We start from the raw sequence: 23,163 nt of genomic DNA on the forward strand, positions 1-23,163 counted from the left end.
GTAAGATTAATAATTATTGGCCTCAAATATACATATTATGAGTTTCATTTTTTTAGTTAATCAATCTTTTATTACAGCAATGATTTCCGGCAACAAAGTTATAGCGGTTAAAATAATTGCGCCTCCATTTTTTTTAGAATTTGGTTCATCCTGTGTTAAATTTGATGTTGAGTTCACAGACTTGTAGTTTTTATAATTTGGGTTTGGATTACGAACCATTACTACATAATTTTCTGCTAAATCATCATGGGTTTTATTGGCATATTCATAGGCATAAGTAATACCGTCTTGACATTCTTTATCTATTTGTCTTTTAAAATTATCCAAAGCATATAATATTTCTTTAATACTTTTAGGCGAAGTTTTAGCAAGTACCAACCCATTTATTCCAGAATAGGCAACTATTGAAATATTATCGGTTTCTGATAATCGTTTAGATAAAAACCTAAAGGATTGTTTAAGTGAAATAATATCTTCATGTGAAAGGTTTCTTCTTGGTGTTTCAATCAAAAAAGTAATGCTTTTAGGTTTTACTTCCTCATCTTCGTCGGTTTCCTCTTCAATATTGGAAATTGAATAATTTTCTGCAATAAATGATACAAAATCATTTAACAATACTGATTTTGTTTCTATTGATTTTTCCTGTGATAAACTAGTATGTATTGTAAATGCAACCAGTAAAATAGTGATTAGTGTTCTCATAGTATTTTGTTTTAAGTTTATAATAAACCTATAACAAAACTGTAGAGAAAAAAACCTTAAATGAGTAAAGTCGCGTATTTGTTGAGTCTATTATTAATAAAAAAAAGGTTAAACAATTGTTTAACCTTTTTAGCTTTAAAAACGTGTATATAAAGTCATTAAAACTCTATTTTTTCAATAATTTGTTCCTTTTTGTTATTTGTTAATCTAATCATTTTAACCTCTTTAGTAGCGTTTGGCTTACCATAATTTTTGTAAACTGTTACTTTTACAAAAGTTACTACCTCATCTGGATTTTGGGTGTAATCTGCAATAACATAATAAGAACCTTTTCTAGCATTTCTTAAACTGTATTCAGAAAGACCATCAAGCACATTCATTTCGCCTCCAATTCGTGTCGTTTCGTTTTCTACCGACGAAATTTCCAGATAAGGCTCTACAACTTTAATATTTAGATTAACATCGTCTCTATTGGCATCTACAACTATTCTCAAATCGAATGTTGTATTGATTTCGTTTACGCCAACAAGCTCTTCTGTATTTACAGCTGTATCTGTCTGCAATAAATTATTTAACTCATGCAAAGCAATATTTTTAATTTTTGAAGCATTGTAAATACCTTGATTGTACATGTAATTATTGTCTACAACAACATTAAGCGTATTAAAAGCAATTTGGTTTTTACCTAATTCCTGATTAATTAATGCCATATGTCTATAAGATTTTGCGTCATCAGATTTAAAATTCAGCACTTTGTTATAAGCAATATTGGCATGAACAAAATTACCTTCACTTTCTAAATAATATGCTAAAGATCGTAATGTAGCATAATCTGCCTTATCTGAATTTATTACATCGTCAAACACCTGTTGACTGTAGCCACTTTTACCATTTTCGTTAAAATACTGATACATATCTACAAAATATGCCGAGTGCCCCCAATAGTTGTTTTTATTTGCTTGGTATTGAGCAAATGCGTCTTCAACTGATGTTAAGTCTTCAATATAATCTGGAGTTCTTTCTTTATAGTTTACTTTAAGTCGTTTACTATATCGAGGTACGAGTTCATTATTATAAGTTTGTGAGTTAAGTAGCGATTTAGATTTAGCCGATTTTTTAGTTTTCACCAAGATTACACCATTTGACCCTTGACTACCATATAGTGCAGCTCCACTAGCACCTTTATTAACCGTTATGGATTCAATTATATTGTTATCTAAAGTAGATAAAACTTGATAGTTAGATATTACACCGTCGATAACAATAAGGGCATCGTTACCACCTCTTATGGTTCTATTTCCACGAATATTAATAGAATTTGGGTTTCCAGCTGCATCATAACGTACTGTTAGCCCGCTAACCTTACCATTTAAAGCTTCAATAGTATTTGGATTACGACCTCTTAAAAGTTCGGTTTGTTCTACAACATCCTCTGAATAGGTAATAGACATAGGGTCTTTTTTTATACCCAACGCACCTTCAATAGCTTTGGTTCTTTTTTGCGATAGCTCTTCTTGTAAATAAACAGCAATAGCACTATTATTTGATACGAGTGCTAAACTTGGATAATAGCCTTCATATGTAAACACCAGTGTATCAGTAGATTTAGCTAAAATGGTATATTCACCATTCTCATCTGTTTTAACGGATGGATAATTGCCTATTTTGGCAATATCAACACCTGGAAATGGTTTATTACCAGTAGCGTAAACAACACCTGTAATTTGTTTTTCTTTTTGTTCTTCTTTCTCTTGAGCCCAAGATGCCGGAATTATCAAAACAATTGATAATAATAGTAGTAAATTTTTCATTTTCTTTTAGTTTTAATTAAACAGTTAGCTTAACAATAACAAGAGTTTTTCGATTGTTTCTTGTACTATAAAGATACGAAAAAGGCTTCCTAAAAATATTAATAATGAGTTAAAGCACCTTTTCAATGAGTAAAGATGCTTTTTTAATGCGTAAAGTAGAAATTACAGTAAATCCAGTGTTTTTTCTCGTTGAACTTTACCTGAAACGGTTTCAACAAACTTGGGGATGAACAACATTTCTTTGGGCTTTTCATATTTATCCAAGCCTTGAAAAACAGTTTCTGGAATATCAAAACGCTCTCCTTCTAAAACCATAATTAGTTTTTCTCCCAATTCTTTATCGGTTTTAGAGGCTACTAAAAAGCGTTGATTAATTTCGGGTTGCAGTTTGGCCTCTATTGTTTCTGGATATAACTTTACGCCACCCGAATTTATGACATTATCATAACGCCCTAACCATTCAAACTCACTTTTACCAATAATATTTACAACATCATTAGTCACAATAGTTTCGCTATTAAGCCTTGGTGCATTAATTACCAGACAACCTCTATCATCTTGACTTATTTTAATGTTTGGCAAAAGCTTAAACACATTGGATTGCTCACCATCTTTTAAGTGATTTAATTTCCTGACAGCAATATGGCTTACAGTTTCAGTCATACCGAATGTTTCGTAGACTGTTGCTTCAATATTTTGAATACGCTTTAACAGATGGATTGGAACAGGTGCGCCACCAACAATAATTGTTTTTATATTACTAACTCTTTCAATAGAGTTATAGAGTTGGGTAGGTATCATTGCAGAAAAATCGTAAGTTTTGTAATTATCAAAACTTGGAAATTTTGAAGGGCTTACTATATCTAACTCCAAACCGAGCATCATGGCACGCACAAGCATCATTTTTCCTGCAATAGACTCTAAAGGTAAACAAAGTAAGGCTTTATCACCAGGGCTGATATTAAAATAATCGCCTGTTGCTATAGCAGAATTCACCATAGCTTGTTTTTTTACCTCTATTGTTTTTGGTTTTCCAGTTGAACCCGATGTATTTGTCCTAATAAAATCGTTGTGGTCTAACCAATCAGCAACAAAATTCCCAATAACTCTCTCAAAAGGTTCACCTTCCTTAATATAACTATATGCAACTTCCTTTAAGGCATCGTGGTTATAACTATTTCCGTTTAATTTAAATCGTCTGTGTACTTTATCAAATTTCGGTGTCACTGGTAAGCTCTTCTTTTAAAGGTTCAACCTCTACAGGTTTAATTACTTTTCCAAACAATTTATTGTTCCAATCGGTCCATTTATACTTTTTTGAAAAAACAAATAGCAATATTGGAAACACAATAAAAACTGGCATAAATATATCAATAAATTCTGCAGCTTTTGGGTCAGAAATATCTTTAAAAACCGAATGGGTTTGAAATGCGGTCCAATCTGCAGTAACTAAAAGCGCTGTAAACAGATTATTAGCGGCATGAAAACCTAAAGCTAACTCCAACCCTTCATCCATAAGGGTAATTATACCAAGGAATAGCCCAGTGCCTATATAGTATACCATGATGATGTATCCCAATTTTTCTACTTCTGGGTTGGCGATATGCAGTAACCCAAATACTACAGAAGTAGATATTAATGGAATCCATTTGCTTTTAGTTACCACGCCTATCCCCTGCATTAAATAGCCTCTAAACAAGTACTCCTCAAAACTGGTTTGCAAAGGCACTAAAACTATGGCGATTAGGCATAAAATAAGAAAAGGCCCCAATTTAAAGTTAAGTACATAATCTTCTGGTGCGAAATAATAGTCTAAAAAAATAAATCCTGAAGAAATAATTCCCCATAGAAAAAAAGCAAACCATATACGATTCCAATCCACCTTTTTCCTTGAGGTTGTCAATGACCTAATGGACTGTTTATGTATGTATTTTACCCAAAGCAACAAAAGTACTAATCCAGCTGCCAGAGGTGCTAAAGTTTCTATTAAAAACCTATTCTCACCTTTCTTTTCAATTTCATCTTTAATAAGGGTATCAACATCAATATTAAAAAATTCAATTACCAAATAATTCAATATCATCAGTGCAAAAAAACCAAGAGGAATTATTAAATATTTCCAAAATGCAAATTCACTTTTATATGCTTGTTGTATATAGTTCATATTAAATATTAAAATTCCAATTTAAATTATTTTCATAGTGCAAAGTACCACTTTTAACTTGTAAAGGACTATCAAAGTTGTTAGTAAACAAACTTCCTGTCCCTAAACCTTGTGCCATATCATTATTGAGAGTATATGTCCATTGAGCAATAGCATTTAAACCTACATTACTCTCCAATGCACTGGTTACCCACCAACCCACATTATTAGTATTTGCTAAATCTATCCATTCTTGACTTCCTTTCCAACCACCAATAAAACTTGGCTTTAAAATAATAAACTGTGGGTTTATAGTTTGTATCAGTTTAGCCTTATTTGTTACATTAAAAACGCCTATTAATTCTTCATCCAAAGCAATGGGTAATGGTGTGCTTTCACAAAGTTGAGCCATTTCATGTATTTGTCCTTGTTTAATAGGTTGCTCAATAGAGTGTAAACCCAATTCAGATAATCGCTTCAACTTCTCCAAAGCTTCATTTGCCATGAAAGCACCATTGGCATCAACCCGTAATTCAATATCATCTGGAGAGAATTCATTTCTAATTGATTTTAACAAATCTAATTCCGTTTGAAAATCAATGGCTCCAATCTTCATCTTAATACAGCCAAAACCTGATTCAATTTTCTCTTGTATTTGAGATTTCATAAAACGTTCATCTCCCATCCAAATCAATCCATTGATGTTTATGGCATCATTACCTTTCGTAAACTTTGAAGGAAACAATTTAAAAGGATTGTTACTTTCTAATGACTTAAAAGCCATTTCCAATCCAAATTGAATACTTGGAAATTCTGTGTTTTCAGAATAGAGTGTTTCCAAGCCTAAATGAATATTGTCGCAAGTCCACTTTAACTTTTCTTCGTAATCCGGCCTATCATCTGCGCTTAAACCTCGTAAGATACCACATTCGCCAATACCTTTTTTATCATTCTCTTCTAAAATTATAAACCAGGTTTCTTTTGTTTTCAGAACACCTCTTGAAGTACCACTTGGTTGCTTAAAATTTAGAATGTATTTGTGGTATTTGGCTTTCATATGATTGTTAAAACAGATAATGGGATGCTGAAACAAGTTCAGCATGACAAATGATTTTTTTTTTTAGAAATTATGGTGCATACTTACTTGTAACTGACCTTTTCCTTGTGCATTGGTCTTTTGGTTCATCCATCCCAATTGAAATTTAATTTTTGGATTCAACACATAACCCAAACCTAAATAAGTTCGGTTTCTATCAAAAAATTCAACGGTTCTGCCGTCTCCAATATCTTGCTGTCCATTTATAAACAACTCATTGTACAATGCCGCGTAAATGGTGTTCTTTTGGAACGTGGCTTCTTTGTTAAACGGAATATTCATAAACAAATTATAGCGGTAACGTGTTCTAAAATCCTGATTCTCTACAAAACGTTGTTCATAGCGAAATCTATGTGTAAGATATATACGTTTGCCTATTTTTTGGGGCAAAAGTGCTTCTTGGTAAATTCTACTTTCAACTGATGTATCGTTACTTTCTCCCAACGCTCCTGAAATAATATGGGCATAACCGAGTGTTAATTTTATTGTCGTGTTTTTTGGCCTATAAGTAAAACCCGAACGTAATAACAACTGTTCCAAATCTCCCATAATATTCCAGTTTCTATATTGCACATCTCCTTGAATTCCAAATTGGCTTTCTCCAAATTTAGTATCAAAAAAGTACATGTACCAAGCTCCCATTTGATTAGGGTTTTGTGCTTTAAGTGTCTGCAAACAAAAAATTGAAAAAAAACTGAATATTAATACGAAACGTGAAGTTTTTGTCATCGTTGAAAATTTCTTTTGAATGATTTAAATCTAGACTTTAGATTTTGAAAAAAAGCATTATTTTTAAAATCACAAATATCCTATTTAATGCCTGAATTTCCAAATATCATTCACTTTGCTATTCCGTTTTTTATTCTGTCTATGTTATTGGAATTGTACGTAACAACTCGTGAAAAATATAAAGAAACTAAAGGTTATGAAGCCAAAGACGCCTTTGCATCTATTGCCATGGGTCTTGGTAATGTTTTTTTAGGTTTTTTAAGTAAGGTGATAGTTCTTTGGGCTTTTGTTTTGATTTATGAAAACTTTAGAATCTTTACGATTCCTGTTGCCTGGTGGAGTTTTATATTAATTTTCTTTGCGGACGACTTATCATATTATTGGTTTCATAGAATATCACATGAGTGTCGATTGTTTTGGGCTTCACATGTGGTGCATCATTCCTCACAACATTATAATTTAAGTACTGCTTTACGCCAAACATGGTCTGGTGGATTTTATTCGTTTATTTTTTGGTTATGGTTGCCATTGGTTGGTTTTCATCCAGTCATGATTTTATTACAAATGTCCATAAGCCTACTCTACCAATTTTGGATACATACCGAAACCATTAACAAAATGCCCAAATGGTTTGAGGCAGTTATGAATACGCCTTCGCACCACAGAGTACACCATGGTAGTAACCCAATTTATTTAGATAGAAATCACGCTGGTATATTAATTATTTGGGATAAGCTTTTTGGCACTTTTCAACCCGAGCTCGATGGAGAGAAAGTACAGTATGGTTTAGTAACCAATATAAATACTTACAATCCTATTAAAATTGCATTTATTGAATGGTACAACATGTTAAAAGATACTTTTTCTGGAAAGAAATCTATAAAAAATAGATTTCTTTATTTAATAAAACCACCTGGTTGGAAGCATGATGGTACTGGTAAAGTAAGTGATGATTTGCGTAATGAGTGGTTAAAACAACAACATCATGAAATTTAATAATAAAGTTGTCTGGATCACTGGTGCTAGCAGTGGAATTGGAAAGCAATTAGCTTTGACACTTTCAAAAACTAATTGCAAGTTGATTCTTTCATCAAGACGACAAGAGGAATTGGAACACGTACGATCGTCATGCTACAATCCCGAAAATATCATGGTTTTACCTTTTGATTTATATCATTATGCTAATATGAAAACCATTGTTGACGATGCGCTAAAGGCTTTCGGGAGAATAGATGTTTTAATAAATAATGGTGGTATCAGCCAACGATCTCCCATTATAAATACTACTATTGAAGTCGACAAAAAACTCATGGAGATAGACTATTTAGGAACAGTGGCATTATCTAAAGCTCTACTTCCTCATTACATCGAAAACCAATTTGGACACTACGTTGTCGTATCCAGTCTTATGGGTAAGTTTAGTTCTCCTTTTAGATCTGCTTACTGTGGCGCCAAACACGCCTTACATGGTTTTTTTGATGCTCTTAGACTTGAACATGACAAGGACAATGTTAAGGTTACTATGATTTGTCCGGGATTTGTAAATACCAATGTGGCTAGAAATGCGCTCACGGCAGACGGTAGCAAACAGGGATATCAGGATAAAATGACGGAAAATGGTTTACCAGTCGATGTGTTTGTTAAACGAATGGTTAAAGCAATAGAAAAAGAAAAATTTGAAGCTTATATTGGGAAATTTGAAAAGTTTGGTGTTTTTATAAAAAGATTATCTCCAAAACTATTGCACAAATTGGTTTTAAGAAGCAAGGTGAAGTAAAAAAAGTTAATTTTTCTCTACAAAGTCCTTAAAATTCACCAACCATTTATCGACCTGTTTTTTAAACATTCCTGGAAATAGGAAAGCCATAAGTTTTGGCACAAAACCTCTAAAAACAGTATAATGAATTTCGGAATTATATCTCGTGGTATTTTCATTCAAAGCTTCAAAGGTGCATAACATAGTATTGTCCATATGCTTATGGTGGTATTCAGCATAAAAGGAATCTGGTAATTTATTTTCAATAATAGTCTCGGTTAATTCCATTTCACCTTTACCCATTTTGTATAACATTTTGGAAACAGCACCATCTTCTCCTCCTTTACCAGATAACAACTCCTTACTTATAAAATTATCTTGGTATTCTTTTAAGTATTTGGGGTCGGCAAATAACTCTGCCACAAGAGATTTAGGTTTATGGATTTCAATAGTACAGGTAAATTTCATAGTTGCAGAATTAAAGTTCTAAACTTTCTCCAATATCAAGAAGCATCAAATCTTTATCCTTATCGAAGAATTTTCGTTTAGCCTCTTCATGGTTTATTTCAATATAACCAAATGTATCAAAATGGTATCCTAGGACTTTATCACATTCAACAAAGTCACTCGCTAAAATAGCGTCGTCAATTCCCATTGTAAAATTATCACCAATTGGCAAAATGGCTAAATCTAACTTGGTCTGCATAGGAATAAGCTTCATATCCATAGTTAAAGCAGTATCTCCTGCTATATATATGTTTTTATGCTCGCCTTCAATTACAAAACCTCCTGGTTGCCCACCATAACTTCCATCTGGAAACGAAGATGTATGGATGGCATTCACATATTTAACCATTCCAAATTCAAAGTCCCAAGAACCGCCATGGTTCATAGGGTGACCTTCCAGTCCTTTATTTTGGAAATGCGATACAATTTCAAAATTAGAAATAACTACGGCATTAGTACGCTTGGCAATTGCTTCAACATCTAAAATATGATCTTGATGTGCATGTGTCAATAAAATATAATCGGCTTTTAAGGTGTCAACATTGATGTGTGAAGCTTTTTCATTAGCAGAAATAAATGGATCTACTAAAATATTTACATCATTAATTGTGATTCCTAAACTTGCGTGACCGTAAAATGTAATTTTCATGAGAATATATTTTAACCTTAAAAATATAAAAACTCAAGTAATTTTTTAAAAACTACTTGAGTCTTCAATCCCTGTTTTGAAACTATAATAGCTTCATTTTGTCAACAACTTGCATTAACTTAATAAAATTAATCAATAGTTTGTTGAAAATCAAATTAAATTGCAAAAGTTATCAGCTACTGCTGTTACAATAAATAACCAACACCAAGCAATACCGATAAAGCAAATGTAGATAATGCAACAATCTTGAGTTCAGGATCAAATTCTTTAGCTTGATTGATGTTTTTTACACGTTTTAAATGCTTTATTAACGGAATAAAAATAACTAGAAAAATTAAATTAAAAGGAGACCAATAATACAGTAATGCAAACAATGTAGTTAAAAACAGGGCTCCAATTACCAAAACAAAATGATATATTTTGGCTTTCTGTAATCCCATTTTAACCACCAAAGTATTTTTGTTTGTTTCTCTATCTGAATCAATATCGCGCATGTTATTCAAATTCAAAACGGCAACACTTAACAACCCAATAGCACAAGCTGGTAGAAACACTACGTGGTCAATTTGTCTTGCAAATAAAAAATAACATCCAATAACACTTACTAATCCAAAAAACACAAAAACAAATAAATCGCCTAAACCCCTATAACCATAAGCATTATCGCCCACTGTATATTTAATTGAAGCGTAAATGGATATCCCAGCTAAAACAAAGAAAATTATAGTATACAGAATATAACGTACTCCAAATGCAGCCAGTAACATAAGAAATACTAGAGCAATTATAATTAGAATATTAGTTCTTATGGCTCGTAACATTTGATTTGGTGTAAGTTTACCACTTTGTATACCGCGTTCAGGTCCAATACGCTGGTTGTTGTCTGTGCCTTTTACACCATCGCCATAATCATTGGCGAAATTGGAAAGCACCTGTAGAGCAATGGTTGTTAATATAGCCAATAAAAAAACTGACCATTTAAAAAACCCATTGTAATCGGCAAAACAACCTGCTAATATAATTCCTGAAACAGATAGTGGTAAGGTTCGCAATCGCGCTGCTTCAACCCAATGTTTTATACTACTCATATAACCAATTTAAGGGATCCACTTTTTAGGAAAGTTTGGCTTACGTTTTTCCAAAAAGGCATCACGACCTTCTTTGGCTTCATCTGTCATATAAGCCAAGCGTGTAGCTTCGCCTGCAAATACTTGTTGACCAACCATACCATCATCAGTCAGGTTCATGGCGAATTTCAACATTTTTATAGATGTTGGCGATTTAGCCAATATCTCTTGAGCCCATTCATAAGCCGTGTTTTCAAGTTGGTCGTGAGGAATTACGGCATTTACCATACCCATTTCAAAAGCTTCTTGCGCTGAATAATTTCTACCTAAAAAGAAAATTTCACGAGCTTTTTTCTGCCCGACCATTTTAGCTAAATAAGCAGAACCGTAACCACCATCAAAACTGGTAACATCAGCATCTGTTTGTTTAAAAATGGCGTGTTCCTTGCTGGCAAGCGTTAAATCGCAAACTACATGTAAACTGTGGCCACCACCAACAGCCCAACCGGGAACAACTGCTATAACCGCTTTTGGCATAAACCGAATTAAACGCTGTACTTCTAAAATGTTTAACCTATGATAACCATCATCTCCAACATAGCCTTGATGACCTCTCGCCTTTTGGTCTCCACCAGAACAGAAACTCCAAATACCGTCTTTGGTTGAAGGCCCTTCAGCCGATAACAAAACAACTCCAATATTCGTATCTTCATTGGCGTCATAAAACGCATCATATAATTCACTTGTGGTTTTGGGTCTAAAGGCATTTCTAACATTTGGTCTGTTAAATGCTATACGCGCTACACCATTACATTTTTTATAGGTAATGTCTTCATATTCTTTAGCCGTTTTCCAGTTTGCTACATTCATTTTTTATATTTTAGTCAAAAATAAATTATTTTAAATTAACAGCTACAGTCCATGAAAAATATTATCTCACTTTCCTTTTTATTATTCCTTTCATTATGTGGTTTTTCACAGTCTTATGAATTTAAAACTATAATTGATTTAGAAGCTACAGATGTTATTAGCCAAGGCAATACAGGAACTTGCTGGAGTTTTTCGGCGTCGTCATTTTTAGAAAGTGAAATCATGCGAATCACTGGAAAAAATATTGATATTTCTGAAATGTACACCGTTAGAAATACCTACCCAGTAAAAGCTGAAAACTATATTATGCGCCAGGGCAAGGCTCAATTTAGCCAAGGTGGATTGGCACACGATGTAATTAATAGTATTGCCAAAAATGGTATTGTACCTCAAGTTGTTTACACCGGCTTGGATGATGAAGCATCCAGACACAACCATTCTGAAATGGTATCGGCTTTAAAAGGTGTATTAGATGTTTATATTGATAATCCAGGCAAAAGTCTTTCACCAAAATGGAAATCTACTGTCAACGCTATTCTTGATAATTATTTAGGTGAAAATATTGAAACTTTTATTTACGAAGGCGTGCCATACACACCGATGTCATTTCTAGAGATGACTAAAATAAATCCTGCTGATTATGTAAGTATAACGTCATTTACGCATCAGCCTTTTTATTCACATTTTATTTTAAATATTCCTGATAATTTTTCGAATGGAAGTTTCTACAATGTAAAATTGGATGAGATGATGGCTGTTATTAATTATGCCCTTGAAAATGGTTACACCGTTGAATTGGATTGCGATGTGAGCGAAACCACATTTTCCGCAAAACATGGTGTTGCTGTTATTCCTGAAGAAGATGCTAAAAAAGCGGAAGCTATAATAAGCGTGAGACCTGAAAAACATATTACACAAGCCTTTAGACAACAGGAATTTGAAAATTACAATACAACTGATGACCATTTAATGCATATTACTGGACTATTAAAAGACCAAAATGGAACCGTTTATTACAAAGTAAAAAATTCTTGGGGAACCGACTCCAGTCGTGTGGCCAATGATGGTTATGTATATATGAGTGAAGCATATATGAAGCTAAAAACCATTTCTGTAATGGTACACAAAGATGCGATTCCTAAAAGCTTAAAAGATAAATTAAAGCTATAATTGTTGGTTTAATTAAACTCGTCAGTTTGAGTGAATTTTATGATTAAAATGAATAAAATTAGTATCGAAAACTAGAGTTTTAAAATTGATGAAGTTCTCGATACAATTTTTGGTACCTCAAAATCACTCGAACAGACGCAATTAAAGTTTCAATTGCTAATTATTTTAAATATATACCGTCAGCTTCTATTTTAATAAGTTTTTGTTTGTATAAAGAACCAATAGCTTTCTTAAAGCTTTTTTTACTCATTTGAAGTATACGCTTAATATCTTCGGGATCTGATTTATCAGAAAGATTTAAATAACCGCTGTTATCTTCTAGTTCTTTCATAATCAATTCGGCATTGGGCTCAATATTTCGGTATCCAACTTGACCAAGAGCAATATCCAATTTATTGCCTGGACGTATTTTCTTGACAACACCTTTTAGGCGATCACCTACACTAATGTCTTGAAAAATATTGTCGTTATAGATAAGTCCTAAATGTTTTTTGTTTACAATAACATTCATACCAATTTCCGAAGGATGTGACACTATTAAATCGACTTCTTCAAATTGTTCAACCGATAATTCCTTATTACCTAAAAACCGATTGGTTTTGCTCGAAGCCACCAAGCGTTCTGACTTTTCATCTAAATAGCAATACACCAAATACCAGCCGCCTTTTTTCATTTTAAAGGCTTGCTCTTTAAACGGGCAGAATAATTCCTTGACCATGCCCCAATCTAGAAAAGCTCCCATTTTGGTAACCGCATTACAACGTAGCAAAGCAAAATCACCTCGCTTTATATAGGGTTTATCAGTTACAGCTACCAACCGTTCTTCATTATCCAAATACACAAAAACCTCCAATGAATCACCAATTTCAAACGATGCTGGCACATAACTATTAGGCAACAAAACCTCATTTTCCTCATTGTCACCTAAAAATAATCCAGGTTCAGTGTCCCTTAAAATGGTAAGCGTGTTATATTCTCCAATGTGTATCATGCGGCAAAGGTAAGGATAATCATTTTCGTAAACGCCACTATTTTATAAAATTGAAATACTCCAATAGCACCTCATCATTAACGGTTCTTGGTGTGAAAACCTCAAGCAATTTTGGAGTTTGTGAAGTTTCAAAGAACGTTTTTAGTTGTAATTTAAGTTGTTTTTCGGTTGAAGCCGAATCATACTCAAAATTGTACATCTTACACAAATGCTTTGCAGTTAGGTCATGCTTGGTTTCAAAATAGGTATCGAAATTTTGGGAGTCTTTATTTCCAGGCAATATTCTAAAAATACCACCACCTTGGTTGTTAATGACTATGATTCTGAAATTATTAGGAATATAATTATTCCACAAGGCATTGCTGTCATATAAAAAGCTTAAATCACCAGTAATCAAAGTTGTCTGCTTTTCAGATGCAACAGAAAACCCAACTGCAGTAGATGTACTACCATCTATCCCACTCGTACCACGATTACAAAACACCTCAAGTTTAGGGTTTAAATCGAATAATTGGGCATATCTCACTGTTGAGCTATTACTTAATTGTAATACTGAATCGTTAGGCAGATATTTAAAAACTGTTTCAAACACTTTAAAATCGCTAAACGGAATTTGCTTGACATATTCAGTATGTTTTTCAGCGCGTTTAATCTTTACTTTTTCCCAAAAAGGTTTATAATCACTTTTAACATAGTGGGTGGTTTCAGATAACAGATTTTCAAAAAACATATTCGGATGTATTTCCAAATGTTTTTCTAATTTGAAAAACGTATCATTGGCTTGACCTGCACCAATATGCCAATGTTGTTTGGGTTGATATTTCCTCAAAAAGGCTTTTACCTTTTTGGAAACTATTAGTCCACCAAAGGTTATCAAAATATCGGGTTGCAAAGCTTTAAAATCCTCCTCTTCAAATGGCGCAATTAGCTTATCTATACTCGGGAAAAAATTCTCATGGTGCAAATTTGATGTGGTTTCCGTAAAAACAATCACGCTATTATCTTTTGCCAACTCATCCAACCATTTTTGCTCAATATTGTTGGGATAATTCACACCAACCAAAACCATTTTTTTAGGTGAGCTATTCCATTCATCTAAACATTCGTTAAAAATGTAATCATCAATTTTTGATGGATTGGTATCTAATTGTACAACTTTTGGCTTAACCGACAAGGTATCCACTACCTCATACAATGGTTCGTCAAAAGGTACATTAATATGAACAGGCCCAGACTTCTGAATAGCCTTATTAAGCGCTTTATTTATTTCAATTTCATTTTCTTGTTGTAACTCTTGTTTGATACCTAAAAATCGCTCGAGTTTATTTTCTAAACTTTTGATGATTGCAGGTTCGTCTTCTTCTTGATTGCTAATAGAATCGTCTATTGGCAATTTTAAATTTGCTGAATATAAAATGTGATTCTTAAAAACATCCTTTTGGTTAATGGTCTGCCCATCACCAATTCCTATTAAATGTTTTGGTCTGTCTGCCGAAAGTACAACTAGAGGAATTTGACTATAAAAAGCTTCGGCAATTGCTGGATAGTAATTCAACAACGCACTACCCGAAGTACATACCAATGCTGTTGGATGTTGAAGTTTTTGCGCTATTCCTAAAGCAAAAAAGGCAGCACAACGCTCATCAACAATACTATAACAGGTAAAAAAGTCATCGTTTGAAAACCCTATAGTAAGCGGTGCATTTCTACTACCTGGAGAAATAACAATATGTTTTATGTTTTTAGCTTTACAAAGCTGAATTACAGTTTGGGCAAGAGGGATTTTAGGGTATTGCATACAGCATTAAATTCGCTTTGTAAAGTTACTAATAAGTAACAGTAAATAAAACTAGAGCAGCGCCTTTTTTACAGTCATAGATTTTGAGACGGTTTCTTGCCATTCCTCTTCAGGGTTTGAATCAAAGGTAATACCACCTCCTACATAAATTAATGCTTTATCTTGCTGTAATTGCATGCAGCGCAAATTGACATAAAGATTAGAAACGTTTTTAACTACAGCGTAAACATTATTTTCAACATTTTGTCTATTTCTGTTTCTCGATATCTGTTCTTTAAAATTGAGTTCACCCAAAAACCCAGTGTAGAATGACCTATCATAACCTTCCTCCTGCAAAATAAATTGCTTTGCCATTTCTTTAGGAAAACCACAAACAGCAGGTGTTGGATGCAGTGCTTTAATTATAGGTTTTAAATCTTTGGAATAAAGTGTCCCAGAAACAGTTGATTGTAAATGCACCAAATTTCCTGCCTGAACTGTTCTTGGTTTGGAAACATGAATCGTTTTCGACAAGTCCTTTAATTGTGAAACCACATAATCTGTAACTATTTGCTGTTCGTTTTTTTCCTTATCCGTCCAATTCGCCTCTCTAACACTTGATTGTTGAGTTCCTGCCAAAGACATGGTTTCAAACTGATTATTGGCAACCTTGATTAAAGTTTCAGGTGTTGCGCCAAGCCACAAACCAACCTTTGGATGATACCAACAATACACAAAAGCTTGAGGATAATTTATAAGTAAACTCTTAAATAGTTTTATAGGTTTACTATCTGATAAATCCTGAACATCAACTCTAGACAATACTACCTTTTTAAATTGACCTTCCTTAATTGCTTCAACACCTTTATGAACCAATTGCATATGATTTTGTTTTTGATTATCATAAAATGATTCGCATTGAAATGATAAATCCTCATTACTGCTTCGATTTGGGTGATAATCCGCTTCCATATATTCTGAACCATCCAAAGGAATAATTACAGTGTCATTTGACGTATCAAAAGGCGCAAAAACAAATCCACTTTCTTTAAAATCGGAAACGTAATTAACACCTCTATCTTTTTGAAGTAAGCCTTTTACAATAGTCTCGTTGTTTTTTCGATATACTACAAAAGGTAAATCTTGAGTGAAATGTTGTTCTAAAGAATTAAAAAAAGACGTTGAAGTCATGTTATTTTTTTCTTGGCAATGAAATGGTTGATAAGCGGCAGATTGAAATTAAATTATCATCATCATCGGTTACACGAATATCCAACAATTGTGTTGTTCTACCTTTATGAAGAAAGCTAGCTTTAGCATATACATAGCCTTCTGAAACACTTTTTACGTGGTTTGCGGTAATTTCAATGCCACGTACAAACACTTCTTCTAAATTTGAAAACAGGTGTGATGCAAAACTGCCCACACTTTCTGCTAAAGCAGCAGTTGCTCCTCCATGCAACACGCCATCAGGTTGGTGCACACGCGAATTGACAGGCATTTTCGCAATTAGAAAATCATCGCCGAAATCTACAATAGAAATTTCTAATGTTTCCAATAGGGTGTTTTTGGCCACTTCATTAATTTTTTTCAGCTTTTCTTCTTTAGTTAATTGCATAAAATTCCTGTATTTTTAAATCGAATTGTAAAAGTACAAAACCCAACTATAAAATGAATCTATCAGAAAAAGAAATATCCTATACCGCAACCAATACTTACGCTACATTAAATGAACTTACAGATAAAACAAAAAATGTCTGGATTGTTTTTCATGGTATGGGTTATTTAAGTCGTTACTTCTTGAGATACTTTGAATCTTTAAATTCTAATAAAAATTATTTTATTGCTCCGCAGGCACCAAGTAAATATTATATTGGACCTAAATACAAACATGTTGGAGCAAGCTGGCTTACAAAAGAAAACACCAAAAAAGACACCAAGAATATTATGAATTATGTTGAAAGTGTCTTACAGAATGAAAACTTACCAAACGATAAAAACTTAATTATTTTAGGGTATTCACAAGGTGTCAGTATTGCCATGAGATATTTAGCATTAAAGCAAATGAATTGCAATCATTTAATCATTCATTCAGGTGGTATTCCAGTTGAATTAAATCATGATAATTTTAAGTACTATTGTGGCAAAGTAACCTTAATTTACGGTAATCAAGACGAATATCTTAATGAAGACCGAATAAAGCATGAAATTGAAAAAGCAAAAAATCTATTTGGAGACCAGCTAGCAATAATTCCTTTTGAAGGGAAACATATTGTAAACACAAAGGTAATATCACAATTTGGTTAATTAAAAAAGGTGGTCAAAAATGACCACCTTTTATTTTTAATTCATATTTCTTTATTTTCTATTTAATATTATTTTCTTGATTTCTGAACCTTGGTTAGTAGTTATTCTAACAAATAGCACACGATCTCTAATTTTTGAGGTATCAATTAACATGGTTTCATCTGTACCCTTAACATAATTATTGATAACTTGACTTTGTAATAGTATACCATTCATGTTCATGACATCTACCGTAACTCTAGAATCAATATCTAACTCAAAGTTCACATTTAGCTCTTCAGTATCTTGACCTTGATAAGCTCTAAAACTGAATCCTGAAGATAAAGTACCTCCTATTCTACCTCTACATTGAGCACTACCCTCTGTAGCAAATAATCCGTTAACTGTCTCGTCAGAACCTGAACAAGAACATCCTATTTCGCTAACTCGAGCACAAGCTATTACATAGAACGCTCCTGGGACATCTATTGGTCCAACCGTATAAGTATTAAAATCACCTACGTCTGGCGAAATAAAGTTATATCTTTCTGGGCTCACTGTTTCCCTTCCGTTACTCAATAATGGGAATTCTTGACATCCCACATAAGTACTTGAAGAGTTTAATACATAACCATCATACATGGTGTAAACTACAGTAGCCGTGCCATTATTATAGAAAACTTCAACTTTTCCAGCTTCAGCAGCATAATCTGGTCTACATTCATTAGAGTTTGCATATAGCTTTAACTCATAAGGTTTTTCCTTTTCCTCACTAATGTAATTAGACCATCCCCATCTTGAAAATTCAGGAATAAAACATACGCCATTATCCCCTTCTGTTCTGGCAAAGGCTTCTACTTGATTGGTATTAACACTCTCTCCTTCCATCATCCACGTATATGTAACACTTACAGGTATAGCCTCATTTCCACAAGGATCAGTATATGTTGCTGTCCATGTTTGGGAATATTCACAACCGTTAATACTAACTGGTCCATCTGTATAAGGTTGTAATGGTATCCAGTCTTCAGAACAATTATCTTCCGCTTTAAACAATGGCACTACAATTTCTGGATTACAACCTAAATCTGCAGAATTTCCATTAGTTGTTATTATAGGAATTTCATTATCTACTGTCCATGTATAGGTAACACTTACAGGAATTGCTTCATTACCGCAAGGGTCTGTATATGTAGCTGTCCATGTTTGAGTCATTCCACATCCTTTAGTAGACGTAGGTCCTTCGGTATATGGTTCTAGTGGTATCCATTCTCCAGAACAGTTATCATCAGCTTTAAACAATGGTATTTCAATTTCCGGATTACAACCTAAATCACCAGAATTACCATTTGTTGAAATTACTGGAGCTTCATTATCTAATACCCAAGTATAAGTTATTGATACTGGTTCGGCTTGGTTGCCACATGCATCTGTATATGTAGCTGTCCATGTTTGTGACATTCCACAGCCTTCTGTGGCTTCTGGACCATTGGTTTCTGGTTCCAACTGCATTTGAGAATCCAAACAATTATCATAAACTTTAAATTGAGGTGCTTCAATCACATCTGGATTACAACCTAAATCTTGACTCTCATTAATAGTAAGAATTATTGGAACTTCGGTATCCACTATCCAATTATATGTTACACTTAAAGGAATAGCCTCATTTCCGCAGTTATCTGTATATGTAGCTGTCCATGTTTGGGTCATTCCACAACCATCTGTTGATTGAGGGCCTTCTGTAGTAGGTTCTAAATCCATTTCTGTTGCCAGACAGTTATCTTCAACCTTAAACAATGGAACTACAATTTCTGGATTACAACCCAAATCTGCATTTTGACTGTTTGATGTTATTACCGGTAATTCAGAATCTAGCGTCCAAGTTAATGTAATTGAAACTTCGTCTGCTGGATTGCCACAGGCATCAGAGACATTTGCTGTCCATGTTTGCGACATTCCACAACCATCTGTAGCTTCTGGTCCGTTTGTAGACACACTTACCTCTCCAACTGAACAATTATCATTAGCTGTAAATACTGGAGCCATAATTATGTCTGGATTACAACCTAAATCGCCACTTTGTATATCAGATACTATCACAGGGCTCTCATTATCTTCAGTCCACGTATATGTTATACTAACAGATTCTGCTTGATTTCCACAAGCATCTTCAACATTTGCTGTCCAAGTTTGTGAATACCCACAATCACCTGTAGCCACTGGCCCTTCTGTTGTAACAATTGGTTCAACTTCTCCACAATTATCTGTTGCAGTAAATGTAGGTTCTGTAATTTCAGGATTACAGCCTAAATCTGCGTTTTCATCATCAGTCGAAATTATTGGAGCAACCGTATCTCTAAATACTACATTTTGTCTAGCAGTACTTGTGTTTCCGCAAGCGTCAGTAGCTGTAAACTCTCTAATGAAGCATTTAGTAACTGGGCACTCATTATTAATTTCCCAGTTAATATTTGAAACTTCAACCACTCCTGGTCCACAACAGTCATCACTTGGATTATAAATGCCAAGTCCAAATCTATCTCCAGCCGATAATTCTATACTAAAACTGTCAGAGCCTTCTGATCCAGAACCTAATATTGTGAACAACTGGTCATTTAAATAATAAACTAAAGTATCCCATTGTGCCGTATCTCCATCATTAGTATATACCCAGTCAAAAGTCAGTATAACATTTTTAGCTGTAGTTAAACCAATTGTGAGATACTCTACTCCGAAGTTTCCTTCATTTGATCCCGTTACAGTAAATCCGTTTGGTAAATTTGAAAAATCTACTGTTCCGTTTCCTCCACCAAAAACTCCTGATGTCCAAGGTGTGTGCTCATAATAATCTTCGTATGTAACTACTACAGTCTCATCACTACAACTATCTGTTGCTGTTGCCATATCTGTTGGATCGTCTGCATCACATTCTAAATTTGCAGTGTCAGGAACAAAAGTGAATTCTGGAGGGGTTGTATCTTCAATTCTAAACGTTGCAGTTGTACTTGTTGAATTACCACAGTCGTCTGTTGCCGTGAAGGTAACAGTTTCCTCTCCTGTATTTCCACATCCATCAGATAGTCCATCTGAATCATTAGTCCATGTAACTGGACCGCATGAGTCAATAACCATGGCACCACCGTTGCTTGCCAACCAAGCCTCAAATACTTCTTCAGGTGTCTGATTTAAGCAATCTGCTACAATTTCAATTGAATTACTAGCATTCCCTTCAGCTACAAAAGCACCTTCAGAATCTGTTATCACCCAACTTACTTCATTGGGGTAATCACCTTCGTGATAAACTGTGATAACTGCATCACCAGTTGCCACCTCAAAAGGTCTAGGATCATTTTCTCCAGGAATTGGATCTTCACCACCAAATAAGTCAGCTAATGTTTGATCTTCCAAAACAACACTTCCATTGACCAGCACATCTACAGTATCGCCTTGCCATCCATCATTGAGACTATCAAATAATTGGATATAATATGTACATACCGAAGATCCTCCTCCAGTTCCACATTCTGCAGAACCATCTGACGCTTCTGATATTTCAGGAGCTTGTGTTTCTATTATATATGTAAACGACCAATCAACAAAACTACCATCACAATTTGTATATCTATAAACGTATTCTACCGTACCGTCACACCCTTCTAATTGAGAAATTGTATCTATTAATTCAGCTTGAATTTCTACATCACAAGAATCCACGATTACGGGTGGCTCAGGTGTTACAACATCTTCAGGACAATTAACTGTCAACATTCCATTGGGTGGAGCAACTAATCCTGCTTCATAATCTATTAAAATAACCTGCTCACATACCATAACGTTTTCACATGGTCCTTTTACCTCATAGAATCGCTTTATAGCAGCTTCACCACATCCTGGCTCTCCAATTATATAAACATCTTCAATGAATTCAACTATATAAATATTACCATCATCTGGAACTCCAACTGATGAAATATCTGGTTCTGGTAAATCCTGTGGACAGGATATATTTATTTTTGGCACACATACTATTTCAAAGTCAAACACTCCAGGTCCAGTTACTACCTCTACATTATCTGATGCCGAACAATTGGTATCTAAATCTGTAACCGTCAATGTATAGGTTCCTATAGCATCAACTATTGGCATTAGTGTATCTTCACCACTTACAATATTACCGTCACCTGTAGTCCATAAGTACGCCGCATTTACAACATTTGAAGACCCATTAAGTTGAACCTCGGAAATTGCACAATCTAATTCGGCTCCTGGTCCAGCATCTACATCAGGCAAAGGATATTCTTCCACTATCAACGTAAAGGTGTACGGACAGCCGTTATTGTCCTCCATTGGGAAATCGTGCGAACCTGCTGCATACTCCTGACCTTCATAGGTGTAGGTGTCGCCAGAACAGACCTGAACGGTATCGCTGTCATCTGGTGTAACTGGATATTCCTCTACTATCAACGTAAAGGTGTACGGACAGCCGTTATTGTCCTCCATTGGGAAATCGTGCGAACCTGCTGCATATTCCTGACCTTCATAGGTATAGGTGTCGCCAGAACAGACCTGAACGGTATCGCTGTCATCTGGTGTAACCGGATACTCCTCTACTATCAACGTAAAAGTGTACGGACAGCCGTTGTTGTCCTCCATTGGGAAATCGTGCGAACCTGCTGCATATTCCTGACCTTCATAGGTATAGGTGTCACCTGAACAGACCTGAACGGTATCGCTGTCATCTGGTGTAACCGGATACTCCTCTACTATCAACGTAAAGGTATATGGACAGCCGTTGTTGTCCTCCATTGGGAAATCGTGCGAACCTGCTGCATATTCCTGACCTTCATAGGTATAGGTGTCGCCTGAACAGACCTGAACGGTATCGCTGTCATCTGGTGTAACTGGATATTCCTCTACTATCAACGTAAAAGTGTACGGACAGCCGTTGTTGTCCTCCATTGGGAAATCGTGCGAACCTGCTGCATATTCCTGGCCTTCATAGGTATAAGTGTCGCCTGAACAGACCTGAACGGTATCGCTATCATCTGGTGTAACCGGATATTCCTCTACTATCAACGTAAAAGTGTACGGACAGCCGTTGTTGTCCTCCATTGGGAAATCGTGCGAGCCTGCTGCATATTCCTGGCCTTCATAGGTATAGGTGTCGCCTGAACAGACCTGAACGGTATCGCTGTCATCTGGTGTAACTGGATAAGCTGTTACGGTCAGAACCGTTTTATATGGACAGCCGTTAACATCCACTCGTGGAATGTCATAAACACCAGGAGCATACTCTATGCCTTCATAAATAAATGTATCGCCTCCTTCACAAACATTTCCTGATGCTTCATCATCCGGTGTAACTGGATATTCCTCTACTATCAACGTAAAGGTGTACGGACAGCCGTTGTTGTCCTCCATTGGGAAATCGTGCGAACCTGCTGCATATTCCTGACCTTCATAGGTATAAGTGTCGCCTGAACAGACCTGAACGGTATCGCTATCATCTGGTGTAACCGGATATTCCTCTACTATCAACGTAAAAGTGTACGGACAGCCGTTGTTGTCCTCCATTGGGAAATCGTGCGAACCTGCTGCATATTCCTGGC

19 protein-coding genes are annotated in these 23,163 nt (G+C 34.8%); 4 read left to right on the top strand and 15 right to left on the bottom strand.

What is annotated here, in order from left to right:
* Window positions 1-60 precede the first annotated feature (60 nt).
* From MTX13_RS13560 to MTX13_RS13585, 6 genes are all read right to left on the bottom strand, one after another.
* Window positions 61-702, bottom strand: coding sequence for a vWA domain-containing protein (locus MTX13_RS13560; protein WP_250436802.1), 642 nt, complete (start codon window positions 700-702; stop codon window positions 61-63).
* A gap of 158 nt (window positions 703-860) precedes the next feature.
* Window positions 861-2,513, bottom strand: coding sequence for a TonB-dependent receptor plug domain-containing protein (locus MTX13_RS13565; RefSeq protein ID WP_250436804.1), 1,653 nt, complete (start codon window positions 2,511-2,513; stop codon window positions 861-863).
* A 162-nt stretch (window positions 2,514-2,675) separates the two neighbouring features.
* The gene (locus MTX13_RS13570; RefSeq protein WP_250436806.1) at window positions 2,676-3,740 is read right to left on the bottom strand and encodes an AMP-binding protein; all 1,065 of its coding nucleotides are present in this window, start codon (window positions 3,738-3,740) and stop codon (window positions 2,676-2,678) included.
* Window positions 3,724-4,677 (bottom strand): CPBP family intramembrane glutamic endopeptidase, encoded by a 954-nt coding sequence (locus MTX13_RS13575; RefSeq protein ID WP_250436807.1) that lies wholly within the window; start codon window positions 4,675-4,677, stop codon window positions 3,724-3,726. Before MTX13_RS13575 ends, MTX13_RS13570 begins: the two co-directional genes overlap by 17 nt.
* Window position 4,678: 1 nt before the next feature.
* Complete coding sequence (locus MTX13_RS13580) at window positions 4,679-5,713, bottom strand: o-succinylbenzoate synthase (protein WP_250436852.1); 1,035 nt, start codon at window positions 5,711-5,713, stop codon at window positions 4,679-4,681.
* A 63-nt stretch (window positions 5,714-5,776) separates the two neighbouring features.
* On the bottom strand, window positions 5,777-6,427 hold the full coding sequence (locus MTX13_RS13585; protein WP_317238884.1) for a DUF2490 domain-containing protein: 651 nt from the start codon (window positions 6,425-6,427) through the stop codon (window positions 5,777-5,779).
* Between the two features lie 141 nt (window positions 6,428-6,568).
* Here MTX13_RS13585 and MTX13_RS13590 point away from each other — a divergent pair, with 141 nt between their 5' ends.
* Window positions 6,569-7,477, top strand: a complete 909-nt coding sequence (locus MTX13_RS13590) for a sterol desaturase family protein (protein ID WP_250436810.1) — start codon at window positions 6,569-6,571, stop codon at window positions 7,475-7,477.
* On the top strand, window positions 7,467-8,258 hold the full coding sequence (locus MTX13_RS13595) for an SDR family oxidoreductase (RefSeq protein WP_250436812.1): 792 nt from the start codon (window positions 7,467-7,469) through the stop codon (window positions 8,256-8,258). Before MTX13_RS13590 ends, MTX13_RS13595 begins: the two co-directional genes overlap by 11 nt.
* A 6-nt stretch (window positions 8,259-8,264) precedes the next feature.
* On the opposite strand, the gene MTX13_RS13600 is transcribed toward MTX13_RS13595, so the two are convergent.
* The 4 genes from MTX13_RS13600 to MTX13_RS13615 form a co-directional block, all read right to left on the bottom strand.
* Window positions 8,265-8,705 carry an SRPBCC family protein gene (locus MTX13_RS13600; RefSeq protein ID WP_250436822.1) on the bottom strand — a complete coding sequence of 147 codons (441 nt, stop codon included), beginning with the start codon at window positions 8,703-8,705 and terminating at the stop codon, window positions 8,265-8,267.
* Between the two features lie 10 nt (window positions 8,706-8,715).
* Window positions 8,716-9,393, bottom strand: coding sequence for a metal-dependent hydrolase (locus MTX13_RS13605; protein ID WP_250436824.1), 678 nt, complete (start codon window positions 9,391-9,393; stop codon window positions 8,716-8,718).
* Window positions 9,394-9,578: 185 nt separating this feature from the next.
* A complete protein-coding gene (gene menA / locus MTX13_RS13610; RefSeq protein ID WP_250436826.1) occupies window positions 9,579-10,481 on the bottom strand; it encodes a 1,4-dihydroxy-2-naphthoate octaprenyltransferase in 903 nt (300 codons plus the stop codon).
* A gap of 9 nt (window positions 10,482-10,490) precedes the next feature.
* On the bottom strand, window positions 10,491-11,330 hold the full coding sequence (locus MTX13_RS13615; RefSeq protein ID WP_250436828.1) for a 1,4-dihydroxy-2-naphthoyl-CoA synthase: 840 nt from the start codon (window positions 11,328-11,330) through the stop codon (window positions 10,491-10,493).
* Window positions 11,331-11,381: 51 nt separating this feature from the next.
* On the opposite strand from MTX13_RS13615, the gene MTX13_RS13620 reads away from it, so the two are divergent.
* Window positions 11,382-12,500, top strand: coding sequence for a C1 family peptidase (locus MTX13_RS13620; RefSeq protein ID WP_250436830.1), 1,119 nt, complete (start codon window positions 11,382-11,384; stop codon window positions 12,498-12,500).
* Between the two features lie 160 nt (window positions 12,501-12,660).
* Here the strand turns inward: MTX13_RS13620 and MTX13_RS13625 are convergent, their stop codons facing one another.
* The 4 genes from MTX13_RS13625 to MTX13_RS13640 are packed head-to-tail and all read right to left on the bottom strand — an operon-like array spanning window position 12,661 to window position 16,886.
* A complete protein-coding gene (locus MTX13_RS13625) occupies window positions 12,661-13,491 on the bottom strand; it encodes a CvfB family protein (RefSeq protein ID WP_250436832.1) in 831 nt (276 codons plus the stop codon).
* 37 nt (window positions 13,492-13,528) lie between these two features.
* Window positions 13,529-15,289 carry a 2-succinyl-5-enolpyruvyl-6-hydroxy-3-cyclohexene-1-carboxylate synthase gene (menD, locus tag MTX13_RS13630; protein ID WP_250436834.1) on the bottom strand — a complete coding sequence of 587 codons (1,761 nt, stop codon included), beginning with the start codon at window positions 15,287-15,289 and terminating at the stop codon, window positions 13,529-13,531.
* A 51-nt stretch (window positions 15,290-15,340) separates the two neighbouring features.
* Window positions 15,341-16,459, bottom strand: coding sequence for a chorismate-binding protein (locus tag MTX13_RS13635; protein WP_250436836.1), 1,119 nt, complete (start codon window positions 16,457-16,459; stop codon window positions 15,341-15,343).
* Window position 16,460: 1 nt separating this feature from the next.
* On the bottom strand, window positions 16,461-16,886 hold the full coding sequence (locus MTX13_RS13640) for a PaaI family thioesterase (protein ID WP_250436838.1): 426 nt from the start codon (window positions 16,884-16,886) through the stop codon (window positions 16,461-16,463).
* A gap of 53 nt (window positions 16,887-16,939) precedes the next feature.
* On the opposite strand from MTX13_RS13640, the gene MTX13_RS13645 reads away from it, so the two are divergent.
* Window positions 16,940-17,575, top strand: a complete 636-nt coding sequence (locus MTX13_RS13645) for an alpha/beta hydrolase (protein ID WP_250436840.1) — start codon at window positions 16,940-16,942, stop codon at window positions 17,573-17,575.
* A gap of 51 nt (window positions 17,576-17,626) precedes the next feature.
* Here the strand turns inward: MTX13_RS13645 and MTX13_RS13650 are convergent, their stop codons facing one another.
* Entirely contained in the window at window positions 17,627-23,128 is a 5,502-nt protein-coding gene (locus MTX13_RS13650; RefSeq protein ID WP_250436842.1) for a T9SS type A sorting domain-containing protein, read from the bottom strand.
* Window positions 23,129-23,163: the final 35 nt, after the last annotated feature.

Source organism: Hanstruepera flava (assembly GCF_023634025.1).
GTDB lineage: Bacteria > Bacteroidota > Bacteroidia > Flavobacteriales > Flavobacteriaceae > Hanstruepera > Hanstruepera flava.